Here is a 15,150-nt window from a genome sequence, read left to right as displayed (position 1 = left end):
GTGACCGAGTCAGTCGCCGCAGAGTCCGCCGAGCCCGCCGACGTGCCCCAGGCACCCGAGCCCCGCACCGCGACGACCCCGACGACGGGCACCGAGCTCTTCGACGGCGTCCGCGGCGTCGTCGCGATCCGTGTGGACGGGGTCCTCAAGGACCTCGCCGCCGACGTGCAGGCGGGTAAGACCGCCGAGCCGGTGACGCTCGACGAGCAGGACGGTCTCGACATCCTCCGGCACAGCGCCGCCCACGTGTTGGCGCAGGCCGTGCAGCAGATCAACCCGGACGCCAAACTCGGCATCGGACCGCCGGTCACCGACGGCTTCTACTACGACTTCGACGTCGCCGAGCCCTTCACGCCGGACGACCTCAAGGCGATCGAGAAGGGCATGGACCGCATCGTCAAGCAGGCCCAGCGTTTCCGCCGCAAGGTCGTGACCGACGACGAAGCCCGCGAACTGATGGCGGGGGAGCCCTACAAGGAGGAGCTCATCGGCCTGAAGGGCGCCGCGTCCGAGGGCGACTCGGGCGAGAGCGTCGAGGTCGGCGCGGGCGAACTCACCGTCTACGAGAACGTCGACCCGAAGTCCGGCGAGGTGCTCTGGCAGGACCTCTGCCGTGGCCCGCACGTGCCGCACACCCGCTGGATCGGCAACGCTGCCAAGCTCATGCGCGTCGCCGCGGCCTACTGGCGTGGCTCCGAGAAGAACCCGCAGCTCCAGCGCGTCTACGGCACCGCGTGGCCCGACAAGGACCAGCTCAAGGCCTACCTGGTTCGCCTCGAAGAGGCCGCGAAGCGCGACCACCGCAAGCTCGGCGCCGAACTCGACCTCTTCTCGTTCCCGGACGAGATCGGCTCGGGCCTGGCGATCTTCCACCCCAAGGGCGGCATCATCCGCCGCGAGATGGAGGACTACTCGCGCCGTCGGCACGAGCAGGAGGGCTACTCGTTCGTCTACACGCCGCACATCACGAAGGGCGACCTGTTCGAGCAGTCCGGTCACCTGGGCTGGTACAAGGACGGCATGTTCCCGCCCATGCACATGGACGAGGCTCGCGACGACGACGGCAACGTCACGCGTCAGGGTGCGGACTACTACCTCAAGCCGATGAACTGCCCGATGCACATCCTGGCGTACCGGTCGCAGGCCCGGTCCTACCGCGACCTCCCGTTGCGGATGTTCGAGTTCGGGACGGTCTACCGCAACGAGAAGTCCGGCGTCATCCACGGCCTCACCCGGGTCCGGGGCATGACGCAGGACGACGCCCACATCTTCACCACGAAGGAGAAGATGAAGGAGGAGCTCACCACGACCCTGCAGTTCGTGCTGTCGCTGCTCCGTGACTACGGCCTCGACGACTTCTACCTCGAACTCTCCACCAAGGACCCGGAGAAGTACGTCGGCGACGACGACGTCTGGGACGAGGCGACGAACACCCTGCGCGAGGTCGCCGAGGAATCCGGACTCGAACTCGTCCCGGACCCCGCCGGCGCAGCGTTCTACGGCCCGAAGATCTCGGTCCAGGCCCGTGACGCCATCGGCCGCACGTGGCAGATGTCGACCGTGCAGCTCGACTTCAACCTGCCGGAGCGTTTCGGCATCGAGTACGCCGCCGCCGACGGCACCCGCCAGCGCCCGGTCATGATCCACCGTGCCCTGTTCGGCTCGATCGAGCGGTTCTTCGGCGTCCTCACCGAGCACTACGCCGGCGCGTTCCCCGCGTGGCTCTCGCCCGTGCAGGTCGTCGCGATCCCGGTGGCCGAGGAGTACGGCGACTACCTCGACGAGGTCGTCGCGAAGCTCCGCGCCCAGGGCGTCCGCGCCGAGGTCGACCACTCGGACGACCGCATGCAGAAGAAGATCCGCACGCACACCAAGGCGAAGGTGCCGTTCCAGCTGATCGCCGGCGGGGACGACCGTGACGCCGGGGCCGTGAGCTTCCGCTTCCGCGACGGCCGTCAGGACAACGGCGTGCCCGTGGATGAAGCGGTCGAGCGCATCACGACCGCGATCCGCGACCGCGTGCAGGTCTGATGACCGGCCCGCTCGACGACGAGGGCGACCCGCTGGAGATCCGGGACGCCGCCACCCAGGCGGCGGTCCCGGACGCCTTCCAGCGCCTGTGGAACCCGCACCGGATGGCGTACATCGACGCCGGCCGTGCCGGAGAGGGACGCGGACACCGTGACGACTGCCCGTTCTGCGCGGCACCGTACAAGTCCGACGAGGACGCCCTCATCGTCGCGCGGGGTGAGCACGCCTACGTGCTGCTCAACCTCTACCCGTACAACAACGGCCACCTGCTGGTCTGCCCCTACCGGCACGTCCCGCTCTACGACGAAGCGACGGCCGAGGAGCTGCAGGAGATCGGCGAGCTGACCCAGACGGCGATGCGGGTCCTGCGGCAGGTCTCGCACTGCGACGGCTTCAACATCGGCATGAACCAGGGCGAGGTCGCCGGAGCCGGTGTCGCCGCCCACCTGCACCAGCACATCGTGCCGCGGTGGCAGTCGGACGCGAACTTCTTCCCGATCATCGCCCGGACGAAGTCGCTCTCCCAGATGCTCGGCGACACCCGTCGACTCGTCGCCGAGGGGTGGCCGTCGGACTAGACTGAGGGGATCATGAGCGACAGCACCCCCAGCACCGTCAACGCCACTTCGACCACCGGGTCCTCGCGCGTCAAGCGCGGTCTCGCGGAGATGCTCAAGGGCGGCGTCATCATGGACGTGATCGACGCCGACCAGGCACGCATCGCCGAGGAAGCCGGCGCCACGGCCGTCATGGCCCTCGAGCGGGTCCCCGCCGACATCCGCGCCCAGGGTGGTGTCGCCCGCATGTCCGACCCGTCGATGATCGAGGAGATCATCGCCGCCGTGTCGATCCCCGTCATGGCGAAGGCCCGCATCGGCCACTTCGTCGAGGCCCAGGTCCTGCAGGAGCTCGGCGTCGACTACATCGACGAGTCCGAGGTCCTCTCGCCCGCCGACTACGTGAACCACATCGACAAGTGGAAGTTCACGACCCCCTTCGTCTGCGGTGCCACCAACCTGGGCGAAGCGCTCCGTCGCATCACCGAGGGCGCGGCCATGATCCGCTCCAAGGGTGAAGCCGGCACCGGCGACGTGTCCGAGGCCACGCGCCACATCCGCACCATCTCGAAGGAGATCGCGGCGCTGCGCAACCTCAAGGAAGACGAGCTGTACGTCGCGGCCAAGGAACTGCAGGCGCCGTACGACGTGGTGAAGGAAGTCGCCCAGACCGGCACGCTGCCCGTCGTGCTCTTCACCGCCGGTGGTGTCGCCACCCCGGCCGACGCCGCCATGATGATGCAGCTCGGCGCGGACGGCGTGTTCGTCGGCTCCGGCATCTTCAAGTCCGGCGACCCGGCGAAGCGTGCCGCCGCGATCGTCAAGGCCGTCACCTTCCACGACGACCCGAAGGTCATCGCCGAGGTCTCCCGTGGCCTCGGTGAGGCGATGGTCGGCATCAACGTCGCCGACGTCCCCGCGCCGCACCGCCTCGCCGAGCGTGGCTGGTAAGGCGTCGCCCCGGATCGGCGTCCTCGCACTGCAGGGCGACTTCCGTGAGCACATCGCCTCGCTCACCGAACTCGTTGCGGACGTCGTCCCGCTCCGCCGCCCGGAGGAGATCGACGGCCTCGACGGTGTCGTGATCCCCGGCGGCGAGTCGAGCGTGATGGACAAGCTGTCCCGTGCGTTCGGGGTCGCCGAGCCGTTGGGCGCCGCCATCCGTGGCGGACTGCCGACCTACGGCACCTGCGCGGGGATGATCATGCTCAGCGCGCGGATCACCGACGGCATCGCCGGGCAGCACACCCTCGACGTCCTCGACACCACGGTCCGGCGCAACGCGTTCGGCAACCAGAACGACTCGTTCGAGATCGACATCCCGATGCCGGACCTCGGCGCCGAGCCGGTGCACGCGGTGTTCATCCGCGCGCCGGTGGTCGAGCAGCACGGAGCCAGCGTGGACGTCATCGGCGCACTGCCGGACGGTCAGGTGGTGGCCGTGCAGCAGGGCAACGTGCTCGCGAGTGCGTTCCACCCCGAGGTCGCGGGCGAGGACCGGTTCCACCGCCGCTTCCTCGACATCGTCCGTCGCGCCTGACCCCTCTCCTGCAAAACGCAACCGTGGCGCTTACCCGCCGGGTTGTACCGCTGCGAGCAGGCGCTGCCCTTGCGTTTTGCGGGGGAGCGCGCGAGGCGGACGCACACCGGCCCTCCCGGTCGGTAAACTGTCGGAGACTTTCCGCACGACGCAAGGAGAACCGTGTCCGGGCATTCCAAGTGGGCGACGACGAAGCACAAGAAGGCCGTCATCGACGGTCGCCGTGCGAAGTCGTTCGCCAAGCTGATCAAGAACATCGAAGTCGCGGCCAAGATGGGCGGCGCCGACATGTCGGGCAACCCGACCCTCGTCGACGCGGTCCAGAAGGCCAAGAAGACGTCGGTGCCGAACGACAACATCGACCGCGCGATCAAGCGCGGTGCCGGCCTGACCGGTGAGTCGATCGAGTACACGACCATCATGTACGAGGGCTACGGCCCGAACGGCGTCGCACTCCTGGTCGAGTGCCTCACCGACAACAAGAACCGTGCTGCGGCCGAGGTCCGGACGGCGATGAACCGCAACGGCGGCACCATGGCCGACCCGGGCAGCGTCGCGTACAACTTCAACCGCAAGGGCGTCATCTCGGTCACCAAGACCGACGCGCTGACGGAAGACGACGTCATGACGGCCGTCCTGGACGCCGGTGTCGAAGACGTCATCGACCAGGGCGGTGGCTTCGAGGTCATCACCGAGGCGAGCGACCTGGTCGAGGCCCGCACCGCCCTGCAGGCTGCCGGCATCGACTACGACGCCGCGGACGCCGAGTTCGTGCCGAACCTCAAGGTCGAGGTCGACGCGGACACCGCCCGCAAGGTGTTCAAGCTCATCGACGCGCTCGAGGACAGCGACGACGTCCAGAACGTCTACGCCAACTTCGACGTGCCGGCGGACGTGCAGGCCGAACTCGACGAAGACGAGGACTGATCACCACGCGGTCCGGTCCCGTCCTGCGCGTGCTCGGGGTCGACCCCGGGCTCACGCGGTGCGGGGTCGGCGTGGTCGAGGTCACCCCGGACCGCCGCGCCCGACTCGTCCACGTGACGGTCGTCCGTACCCCCGCCGACATGGCCCTGGAGTTGCGGCTGCTCGCGATCGCCGACGGCATCGCCGAGCAGATCGACGCGCACCGTCCGGATGCCGTCGCGGTCGAGCGGGTGTTCGCACAGGCGAACGTCCGCACCGTGATGGGCACGGCCCAGGCGGCCGGCCTGGCGCTGCACGCCGCCGCCGCGCGGGGGTTGCCGGTCGGGCTGCACACCCCGTCCGAGGTGAAGGCCGCGATCACCGGCTACGGCAACGCCGACAAGCGGCAGGTCCAGGCGATGGTCGCCCGGGTGCTCGGCCTGGCCGAGGCTCCGAAGCCCGCCGACGCCGCGGACGCGCTCGCCCTGGCGGTCTGCCATGCCTGGAGGCTCGGCTCACCCGACGCGGTGAGCTCCGGCCCGTCGACCCTCACCCCGGCGCAGCGTGCCTGGCGCGATGCGCAGGCCGGCGCTGCCGGCCGGAGCGCCGCGTCCCCCCTCGTGCGGAGCGGCGGCGCGAGGACGTCCCCGGCCCGCCCTAGGCTCGGAGCATGATCGCGAGTCTCCGGGGCACCTGCATCGACGTCGCCGGATCGACCGCCGTGATCGAGGTCGGGGGAGTCGGGTACGCCGTCACGGTGACTCCCGCCCACGCCCTGACGATGCGCCACGGCGCAGAGGTCTTCGTCCGCACGGCCCTGATCGTCCGCGACGACGCGTTCGAGCTGTTCGGCTTCGAGTCCACCGACGCCCTGCGGGTGTTCGACCTGCTCCGGAGCGTCTCCGGCGTCGGACCGAAGTCGGCACTCGGTGTCCTGGGGCAGATGACCGCCGCACAGGTCGCGAACGCTGTCGCGCACGACGACGACGGCGCGTTCCGCAAGGTCTCCGGCATCGGACCGAAGACCGCCAAGCTCATCATCGTCGCCCTCGCCGGCAAGCTCGCCGCGTTCGAGGCGCCCACGAGCGGTGTCACGGCAGCCGCAGCCGCAGCCCACCCGGCGTCGGAGGACGTCGTCATCGCGCTCGTCGGCCTCGGCTGGCGTGAGGACGCTGCGCGGAGCGCGGTGGACGACGCCGTGGCGACCGAACCCGGCGTCGAGCAGATGGGGACGCAGGCACTGCTCCGCGCCGCTCTCGGGACGCTGCGCCCGACGGGTGCCGGACGGTGAGCGGCGGGATCACCGCCGCCGACGCCCAGTCGCCGGAGGAACTCGCGTTCGAAGGTGCACTCCGACCGAAGTCGCTCGACGAGTTCGTCGGGCAGCGCAAGGTCCGTGGGCAGCTCGACCTGCTGCTCAAGGCGGCGGCGATGCAGGACCGGACACCGGACCACATCCTGATGGCCGGGCCGCCCGGACTCGGCAAGACCACGCTCGCGATGATCGTCGCGCACGAGTCGGCACGCCCGTTGCGGATGTCCAGCGGGCCGGCGATCCAGCACGCGGGCGACCTCGCCGCGGTGCTGTCGTCGCTGATGCCCGGTGACGTCCTGTTCATCGACGAGATCCACCGCATGGCGCGTTCTGCGGAGGAGATGCTCTACCTGGCGATGGAGGACTTCCGCATCGACGTGATGGTGGGCAAGGGCGCCGGGGCGACGAGCATCCCGCTCGACCTCGCGCCGTTCACCCTCGTCGGCGCGACCACCCGTGCCGGGCTCCTGCCGAACCCGCTCCGCGACCGCTTCGGGTTCACCGCGCACCTCGAGTTCTACGAGCGTGACGAACTCGAACAGGTCCTGATCCGCGCCGCGCACCTGCTCGAGCTCGACTTCGACCGGTACGCGCTGCGCGAGATCGCCGGACGCTCCCGTGGCACCCCACGCATCGCGAACCGGCTGCTGCGTCGGGTCCGTGACTACGCGCTCGTGCACGGCACCCGGGACGGCATGACGGCCGTCCACGGCGCGCTCGAGCTCTACGACGTGGACGAGTACGGCCTCGACCGCCTCGACCGGGCGGTCCTCGAGACCATGCTCACCCGCTTCGACGGCGGACCCGTCGGGCTGAACACCCTGGCGGTGTCGGTGGGCGAGGAGTCCGAGACGATCGAGTCCGTCGTGGAGCCGTTCCTCGTGCGCATCGGTCTCGTCACCCGGACACCCCGCGGGCGGATCGCGACACCGCAGGCCTGGCGGCACTTCGGTCTGACACCCGGTCAGGCCGCTGCACAGCCCGGTCTGTTCGGTGCCGACGATGCGTGAAGTACCGCACATGTGCGTGCTCTAGACTGCTCGCGCCCGAAACCGCTCGACCGACCGAAGGCTCCCATGGACCAGTACTTCCTCATCATCATCGTCGTGGCGTTCGCGGCCTTCATGTTCTACAGCAGCCGCAAGCGCAAGAAGCAGCAGACCGAGACCGCCAGCCAGATGGTCCCCGGCGCGCGCGTCATGCTCTCCTTCGGCCTGTACGGCACGCTCGTGTCGGTGGATGACGAGAAGGTCACCGCCGACGTCGAGATCGCGCCGGGCACCGTCATCACCGTGCACCGCCAGACCCTGTCCCGCGTCGTACCGGAGGAGACCCCGGAGGCCGTCGACACGACCGCCACGGCCGAGACCGAGACGGACACCCACGTCACCGAACTCAACGGCGAGCCGATCTACGGCGAGCGTGTCGAGGACGTCGACACCACGAAGCGCAAGACCGAAGACTGACCTCCGACGCCGCCGGCTGACCGGTGGTGCGACACCATGAGCCCCGTGCGTTGCGACGCGCGGGGCTCACGACAGAAAGACGAGACGACCGGTGGCACGATCGACACCCGTCAAGAAGGCGCTCCGCTCGCTCACGTGGTTGGTGATCCTCATCGCGGTCCTCGCGGGGCTGAACACCGCCGCGTCGGTCCTCGCGAGCACCACGAAGGACGCTTCCGACAAGTGGTACGCCGGCGCGAGCTGGCTCCCTGAGCTGGCGCTCGACCTGCAGGGTGGCACGCAGATCACCCTGGCGGCGCAGAGCACCGAGGGCTCGGCAGTCACCTCGCAGCAGCTGCAGCAGGCGGTGAACATCATCCGCCAGCGCATCGACGCAACCGGTGTCTCGGAGTCCGAGATCAACACCCAGGGCGCGAACAACATCGTCGTCTCGATCCCGGGCAAGCCGGACCAGCAGACGATCCAGCGCATCGAGGCAGCGGCGAAGCTGACCTTCCGCCCGGTCCTCTACACCGAGGCCGCATCCGACAGCGCCGTGGGTGACTCCGGGTCCGGGGCGTCCGCCTCGCCGACGCCGTACTCGCCGCCCGCATCGCTGCAGGCCACGCCGAGTTCGAAGCCGACCAACGGCAGCGACCTGGCCTGGGTGACGCCGAAGCTGCAGGACCTCTACACGAACTACAAGTGCTCGGCCCCGGACGACGTCACGTCGGCCCCGGACGACGAGCCCCTGGTCACGTGTGACAACGACGGTGCCGCGAAGTACATCCTCGGCCCGGTCGAGGTGTCGGGTGCCGACATCAGCAACGCCACGTCCGGCCTCGCCTCGAACTCGCAGGGCACGACGACCGGCGAGTGGGCGGTCAACCTGTCGTTCAACGGCGCCGGCACGAAGGACTTCGGCTCCGTCACGAACCGCCTCGTCAAGCTCGCGCAGCCGCAGAACCAGTTCGCGATCGTCCTCGACGGCACCGTCATCACGGCGCCGACGACGAACTCCGCGATCACCAACGGCAAGGCGCAGATCACCGGCAACTTCACCGCCGACTCGTCGAAGACCCTCGCCGACCAGCTGAAGTACGGCGCCCTGCCGATCAACTTCCAGGTGCAGTCGAACGAGGTCATCTCCTCGACGCTCGGCACCGCGCAGCTCGTCGGCGGTCTCGTCGCCGGCCTGATCGGTCTGATCCTCGTCGTCATCTACTCGGTCATCCAGTACCGGTCGCTGGCGTTCGTCACGGTCCTGTCGCTCGGTGTCGCCGCGGCGCTCACCTACCTGGTCATCGCGATCATGTCGTGGCGCGTCGACTACCGCCTCTCGCTGGCGGGTGTGGCGGGTCTGATCGTCGCGATCGGCATCACGGCGGACTCGTTCATCGTGTACTTCGAGCGCATCCGTGACGAACTCCGTGACGGTCGTGCCCTCGAGAGCGCCGTCGAGTCCGGCTGGCGGCGTGCACTCCGCACGATCCTCGCGTCCGACTCGGTGAACTTCCTCGCGGCCGTGACGCTCTACGTCCTCGCGGTCAGCGACGTGAAGGGCTTCGCGTTCACGCTCCTGCTCACCACCCTGATCGACGTCGTCGTGGTCGCGCTCTTCACACACCCGATGATGCAGCTCATCGCCCGGACGCGCTTCTTCGGCGAGGGACACCGCTTCAGCGGGCTCGACCCGGCGGCCCTCGGTGCGGTGTACCGCGGCCGCGCGCAGTTCCGGGCCCCGATCGTGGACGGCAAGCGGCAGCGCAGCGCGCGTGAAGCCGCCCGTCGCCAGACCATCGCCGAGCGCAAGGCAGCCGGCACCGACAACGGCACGGGCAACGGCACCGGCAACGGGAAGGACAGCTGATGGCGAGCTTCAGCCAGTTCGGCAGCGACCTCTACACGGGCAAGCGGTCCTACGACATCGTCGGGCGCCGCAAGACCTGGTACATCATCGCGATCGTGTGCATCGTGCTGTCGCTCGCGATCCCGTGGCTCCGTGGCGGGTACCAGCTCGGCATCGAGTTCACCGGCGGCTCGGAGTTCACCATCTCCGACGCGAAGTCGACGGACCAGGGCCTCGCGACCGAGACGGTCGAGCGCGTGGTCCCCGACGTCATCCCGCGCGTCTCGCAGCTCGGCCAGCACGGCATCCGTGTGCAGACCGGACAGCTGACGACCGCCCAGACCGACGAGATCGCCGCCGAACTCGCCACCGCCTACAAGGTGCCGGACGAGAAGGTCGCCGCGACCTTCATCGGTGCCACCTGGGGTGCCGACGTCCTGGCGCAGGCCATCCGCGGTCTCGTCATCTTCCTGGCACTGGCGGCCGTCTTCATGGCGCTGTACTTCCGCACCTGGAAGATGTCGCTCGCGGCCATGGTCGCCCTGATCCACGACCTCCTCATCACGGCGGGCGTCTACGGGATCGTCGGACTCGAGGTCACGCCGGCCGCGGTGATCGGGTTCCTCACGATCCTCGGGTACTCGCTGTACGACACCGTCGTGGTGTTCGACAAGGTGCGCGAGAACACGAGCATCGAATCGATCCGCACGTTCAAGCAGTCGGTGAACCTGGCCGTGAACCAGACGCTGGTCCGCTCCATCAACACCTCGATCGTGGCGCTGCTCCCGGTCGCGGCGATCCTGTTCATCGGGTCGTACGTGCTCGGCGCCGGGACGCTCCGTGACATCTCGCTCGCGCTGTTCATCGGCATCATCGTCGGGACGTACTCCACGATCTTCCTGGCGTCGCCGATGTACGCGCACCTCCGCGAGAAGGAGCCGAAGATCATCGCGGCCGACGCCAAGAAGCAGCAGGCGGCCGCGAAGAAGCGTCCGGTCGAAGCCGGGGCGGACGTCTGATGACCGCTGCCGAGGTCGACCTCACCGAGGCGCTGGCCCGACTCGAGTCGGGTGCACCGCTGATCGACGTGCGTGAGCAGTCCGAGTGGGACGAGGTGCACGCACCCCAGGCCACACTGCTGCCGATGTCGGAGTTGCAGGCCCGTTTGGCCGAGGTCCCGGTCGACGACGCGCACCCCGCCGTGGTCGTCTGCCACAGCGGGTACCGATCGGCGCAGGTCGTCGCCGCCCTCGAGCGTGCGGGCGTCCCCGCCGTCAGCCTGGCTGGCGGGATGGTCGCCTGGGAGCGGTCCGGCGCCCCCGTCGTCCGCGCCGGTTCGGACGCCGCCGCTGACGGCGAACGTGGTCACGAGCACTGACCCGACGCGCGTAGTGTTGTCGGATCGAGTCCCGGGAGGCGCAGCATGACCGACACGCGTGAGTCCTCGCAGCCGGATGCCGGCGCAGCCTCCCGGCCCGGTGACGCCGCCGGTCCCGGCTCCTCGCCGCGGCCGACCAGCCCGCCGCTCGGCGCGAACACCACCGGCAACCTCGGCTCGCTCCGTTCGTTGCTGCCCCGGCTCTTCTCGCGCGCGCAGCCCGCTGGCGCCGTCGACACCCTGATCCGCACGGTCCGGTCGCACCACCCGAAGGCGGACACGACGCTCATCGAGCGTGCGTACTCCGTCGCCGAGCGTGCGCACGACGGGCAGAAGCGGAAGTCGGGGGAGCCGTACATCACGCACCCCGTCGCCGTGGCGCAGATCCTGGCCGACCTGGGCATCGGCACGATCACCATCGCGGCCGCACTGCTGCACGACACCGTCGAAGACACCGACTACCAGCTCGACCAGTTGCGCGAGGACTTCGGCGACGAGATCGCCATGCTCGTCGACGGCGTCACCAAGCTCGACAAGGTCAAGTACGGCGACAGCGCTCAGGCCGAGACCGTCCGCAAGATGGTCATCGCGATGTCGAAGGACATCCGGGTGCTCGTGATCAAGCTCGCCGACCGCCTGCACAACGCCCGGACCTGGGGCTTCGTGGAGTCCGCCTCCGCCTCGCGGAAGGCGAAGGAGACCCTGGAGATCTACGCGCCGCTCGCGCACCGCCTCGGGATCCAGATGATCAAGCTCGAGCTCGAGGACCTGTCCTTCGCGGTGCTGCACCCGAAGCTGTACGTCGAGATCGACAGCCTGGTCAAGGAGCGGCAGCCCAAGCGCGAGCAGTTCGTGCAGAACGTCACGGGCACCCTGAAGAAGGACCTGAAGGCCGCGAAGATCCGTGGCGACGTGATGGGTCGCCCGAAGCAGTACTACTCGATCTACCAGAAGATGATCGTCCGCGGTCGCGAGTTCGACGAGATCTACGACCTCGTCGGCATCCGGGTCCTGGTCCCGACGGTGCGTGACTGCTACGCCATGCTCGGTGCCGTGCACGCGCGGTGGACGCCGCTGCCCGGTCGCTTCAAGGACTACATCGCGACGCCGAAGTTCAACCTCTACCAGTCGCTGCACACCTCGGTGCTGGGGCCGCAGGGTCGTGCGGTCGAGATCCAGATCCGCACGCACGAGATGCACCAGCGTGCCGAGTTCGGTGTCGCCGCGCACTGGAAGTACAAGCAGCGTGTCACCGGACGGGACGCCGAGACCTCGACCCAGTCCGACCAGGACATGGCCTGGCTCGCGCACATCACGGACTGGCAGGCGGAGACCAGCGACCCGGCCGAATTCCTCGACTCGTTGCGGTACGAGATCGGCGCGAAGGAGACCTACGTCTTCACGCCGCAGGGCAAGGTCATCGGCCTGCCGGCCGGCGCGACCCCGGTCGACTTCGCCTACGCCGTGCACACCGAGATCGGGCACCGCACCATGGGCGCCAAGGTCAACGGTCGTCTCGTGCCCCTCGAGAGCGCACTGTCGAGCGGTGACGTGGTCGAGATCTTCACGTCGAAGAACCCCGACTCCGGACCGAGCCAGGACTGGCTGACGTTCGTCCGCAGTCCCCGTGCCCGCAACAAGATCAAGCAGTGGTTCACCAAGGAGCGCCGCGAAGAGGCGATCGAGCAGGGTCGTGACGCGATCGCCCGAGCGATGCGCAAGCAGAACCTGCCGCTCCAGCGCATCATGAGCCAGGACACCATCTCCGAGGTGGCGTCGGCGATGCGGTACGACGACGTCTCCGCGCTGTACGCGGCGGTCGGCGAAGGCCACGTGTCGAGCCAGTCCGTCATCGAGAAGGCGCTCGGCAGCATCCAGACGGAGACCGAGACCGACGAACCCGAGCTCTCGTTCCCGCGGCACGTCACGAGCCGCCAGCTGCGCAACAGCGACAGCGGTGTCCTCGTCCGTGGCGCACCCGACATCCTCGTCAAGCTCGCGAAGTGCTGCACCCCGGTACCGGGTGACCAGATCGTGGGCTTCATCACCCGCGGCCAGGGCGTCTCGGTCCACCAGGCGTCGTGCACGAACGTCAAGTCGCTGATGAACGAGCCCGACCGGATGATCGAGGTCGAGTGGGCGCCGTCGTCGAAGTCGGTGTTCCTCGTCCAGATCCAGATCGAGGCGCTCGATCGCTCGGGGCTGCTCAGCGACGTCACCCGCGTGCTGACCGACCACCACGTGAACATCCTGTCCGCGACGGTGTCGACGTCGTCTGACCGACTGGCGCTGTCCCGGTTCGTGTTCGAGATGGGGGACACGACGCACCTCGACCGGGTGCTCAACGCTGTCCGTCGCATCGACGCCGTCTACGACGTCTACCGGGTCAGCGCGGGCTGACGCGCAACGCCGGCTGACGCGCAGCGCGGGCTGACGCGCAGCGCGGCCGAGGTTCAGCGCGGGCTGAGGCTCAGCGCAGCGCGAAGCCCGCGTCGCGGAACCGTCGTTGCGCCTGTCGGCCCATCGGTGCCCGCTCCGTCAGACGGAGCGCGCGCGCCAGCGCCGACGGCTCGACCCCGGCGGCGTCCACGAGGCCACGCAGCGCATCGGCGGCGCGCGTCGTGAACGGTCCGCGCGCGCGGAGCAGGTCGAGCGCGGTGGCTCCGGGCGTCAGGACCCGGGCGTCGGCACAGACCGTCACGTCGGTGTCCTCGAGCGCGATCTCACGGAGCGACGACCACGCGCCACGCTGCCGGAACCGTTCGTCCGCCGGCACACACGTGTCGTGGGGGACCGGCGGCCGCGAGGACGCGCCCCAGATCCACGCGGCGCTCAACCCTCCGGCGACGAGGCGCGGGTCGCCGACGCTCCAGGAGTACGAGGCCGCCCGGAGGGCCGCGTCCTGCGGTTCCGCGATCGACGCCCAGCACGCACCGACCGCCACGAGGTCACCGGCGAGGACCGCAGCGTGCAGCTCCGCCGCCGGCCAGTCGTCCGTCGTGACGAGTCGGGGAGAGGGCACGAGCACATGATCCCGCACCCCGGACGCCCGCTGGCGCACGTGTGGACAAGCACCCGGGTGTCGACCCCGGGCGACGGATCAGCGCAGGACGTCGGCGCGGTGCACGAGCGCTGCGGCACCGATCAGCGGGCCGTCCTGCGACAGGCCGGTCGGGACGATCCGCACCTTCGTCACGAACGGGAACTCGACCCGCTCGGCGACGGCCTGCCGGGCGTACTCGAACAGGTCGGGGGAGACGTGTGAGAAACCGCCGCCGATCGCCACGACCTCCAGGTCGACCAGGCTCGTCGCGGCCGCGATGGCCTGACCGAGCGCGCGACCGCTCCGCTTGACCGCGGCCACGGCGACCTCGTCCCCGGCCGCGTAAGCCGCCGCGAGCTCTTCGCCGGTGGTGCCCGCGAACCCCTGGCGACGGGCCCAGGCGACGGTCTTCGGGCCACTGGCCACAGCCTCCAGGCAGCCGGTGCCACCGCACGCGCACGGGTCGTCGTACCCACCGCACTCGACGTGGCCGATGTGGCCGGCGTTGCCGGTCGGCCCGCTGACGGTCCGGCCGTGCAGGATGAGCCCGCCGCCGACACCGGTCGAGACGATCATGCCCATGACGTGGTCGGAGCCCTGCGCGGCGCCGACCCAGTGCTCGGCGAGCGTGATCGCCAGGCCGTCCATGCGCAGCGTGACGGGCACACCGGCGGGGACGTGGGCGGCGACACGGTCGCGGAGCGGGTAGCCGCGCCACACCGGCATGTTCAGCGGGGAGACCAGGCCGTGCTCCTCGTCGACCGGTCCGGCGGAGCCGATCCCGACGCCGACGAGGGTGGCGTCGGCCGGGAGGGCGGCGAGGGTCGCGACGACGACCTCGTCCACGGCGGCCTGCAGCTCCTCGGAGGTGCGTCCCTGGCCGGTCGGGCTCCGGTGCCGGGTGGCGGGCAGGACGACACCCTGGTCGGTGACGAGCGCGGCTTCGACCTTCGTGCCGCCGAGGTCGACGGCGAGGGCCAGGTTCCGGGACTCGGACGGGGTCGTGGGGCTGGACATGCGCACTCCGGTGTGGCGGTCGGGAGGCTCGGTGGCGGTCCGGGACGTGTCGTCACGTCCGGACGGGGC

General features: G+C 69.6%; 15 protein-coding genes. 13 read left to right on the top strand and 2 right to left on the bottom strand.

Going from position 1 to position 15,150, the window contains the following annotated elements; translation table 11 throughout:
- Window positions 1–42 precede the first annotated feature (42 nt).
- The 13 genes from thrS (at window position 43) to E9228_RS02210 (ending at window position 13,421) form a co-directional block, all read left to right on the top strand.
- Entirely contained in the window at window positions 43–2,031 is a 1,989-nt protein-coding gene (gene thrS, locus E9228_RS02270) for a threonine--tRNA ligase (RefSeq protein WP_166779370.1), read from the top strand.
- Window positions 2,031–2,609: an HIT family protein gene (locus E9228_RS02265; RefSeq protein ID WP_166778968.1), complete on the top strand. Its 579-nt coding sequence runs from the start codon at window positions 2,031–2,033 to the stop codon at window positions 2,607–2,609. Before thrS ends, E9228_RS02265 begins: the two co-directional genes overlap by 1 nt.
- A gap of 12 nt (window positions 2,610–2,621) precedes the next feature.
- Window positions 2,622–3,539 carry a pyridoxal 5'-phosphate synthase lyase subunit PdxS gene (pdxS, locus tag E9228_RS02260; protein ID WP_166778967.1) on the top strand — a complete coding sequence of 306 codons (918 nt, stop codon included), beginning with the start codon at window positions 2,622–2,624 and terminating at the stop codon, window positions 3,537–3,539.
- A complete protein-coding gene (gene pdxT, locus E9228_RS02255) occupies window positions 3,529–4,128 on the top strand; it encodes a pyridoxal 5'-phosphate synthase glutaminase subunit PdxT (protein ID WP_166778966.1) in 600 nt (199 codons plus the stop codon). The genes pdxS and pdxT overlap by 11 nt, the downstream gene beginning before the upstream one ends.
- A 162-nt stretch (window positions 4,129–4,290) precedes the next feature.
- Window positions 4,291–5,055, top strand: a complete 765-nt coding sequence (locus tag E9228_RS02250) for a YebC/PmpR family DNA-binding transcriptional regulator (protein WP_111073446.1) — start codon at window positions 4,291–4,293, stop codon at window positions 5,053–5,055.
- A gap of 23 nt (window positions 5,056–5,078) precedes the next feature.
- A complete protein-coding gene (ruvC, locus tag E9228_RS02245) occupies window positions 5,079–5,708 on the top strand; it encodes a crossover junction endodeoxyribonuclease RuvC (RefSeq protein ID WP_166779369.1) in 630 nt (209 codons plus the stop codon).
- Window positions 5,705–6,325, top strand: a complete 621-nt coding sequence (gene ruvA, locus E9228_RS02240) for a Holliday junction branch migration protein RuvA (protein ID WP_166778965.1) — start codon at window positions 5,705–5,707, stop codon at window positions 6,323–6,325. Before ruvC ends, ruvA begins: the two co-directional genes overlap by 4 nt.
- On the top strand, window positions 6,322–7,359 hold the full coding sequence (gene ruvB, locus E9228_RS02235; RefSeq protein WP_166778964.1) for a Holliday junction branch migration DNA helicase RuvB: 1,038 nt from the start codon (window positions 6,322–6,324) through the stop codon (window positions 7,357–7,359). The genes ruvA and ruvB overlap by 4 nt, the downstream gene beginning before the upstream one ends.
- Window positions 7,360–7,425: 66 nt before the next feature.
- Entirely contained in the window at window positions 7,426–7,815 is a 390-nt protein-coding gene (locus E9228_RS02230) for a preprotein translocase subunit YajC (RefSeq protein WP_166778963.1), read from the top strand.
- A 91-nt stretch (window positions 7,816–7,906) separates the two neighbouring features.
- The gene (gene secD / locus E9228_RS02225) at window positions 7,907–9,664 is read left to right on the top strand and encodes a protein translocase subunit SecD (protein WP_166778962.1); all 1,758 of its coding nucleotides are present in this window, start codon (window positions 7,907–7,909) and stop codon (window positions 9,662–9,664) included.
- Window positions 9,664–10,662 carry a protein translocase subunit SecF gene (gene secF, locus E9228_RS02220; RefSeq protein WP_166778961.1) on the top strand — a complete coding sequence of 333 codons (999 nt, stop codon included), beginning with the start codon at window positions 9,664–9,666 and terminating at the stop codon, window positions 10,660–10,662. The genes secD and secF overlap by 1 nt, the downstream gene beginning before the upstream one ends.
- Window positions 10,662–11,021, top strand: a complete 360-nt coding sequence (locus E9228_RS02215; protein WP_166778960.1) for a rhodanese-like domain-containing protein — start codon at window positions 10,662–10,664, stop codon at window positions 11,019–11,021. Before secF ends, E9228_RS02215 begins: the two co-directional genes overlap by 1 nt.
- Before the next feature lie 45 nt (window positions 11,022–11,066).
- Window positions 11,067–13,421: a RelA/SpoT family protein gene (locus E9228_RS02210; protein WP_252727496.1), complete on the top strand. Its 2,355-nt coding sequence runs from the start codon at window positions 11,067–11,069 to the stop codon at window positions 13,419–13,421.
- A 70-nt stretch (window positions 13,422–13,491) separates the two neighbouring features.
- Here the strand turns inward: E9228_RS02210 and E9228_RS02205 are convergent, their stop codons facing one another.
- On the bottom strand, window positions 13,492–14,043 hold the full coding sequence (locus E9228_RS02205) for a type IV toxin-antitoxin system AbiEi family antitoxin (protein WP_166778959.1): 552 nt from the start codon (window positions 14,041–14,043) through the stop codon (window positions 13,492–13,494).
- Between the two features lie 78 nt (window positions 14,044–14,121).
- Window positions 14,122–15,081: an ROK family protein gene (locus tag E9228_RS02200; protein WP_166778958.1), complete on the bottom strand. Its 960-nt coding sequence runs from the start codon at window positions 15,079–15,081 to the stop codon at window positions 14,122–14,124.
- Window positions 15,082–15,150 lie beyond the last annotated feature (69 nt).

The sequence above is a fragment of the Curtobacterium salicis genome, from assembly GCF_011759505.1.
Classification (GTDB): domain Bacteria; phylum Actinomycetota; class Actinomycetes; order Actinomycetales; family Microbacteriaceae; genus Curtobacterium; species Curtobacterium salicis.
The sequence above is the reverse complement of the archived record's forward strand: the minus strand, read 5'-3'. Positions and strand labels throughout refer to the sequence as shown.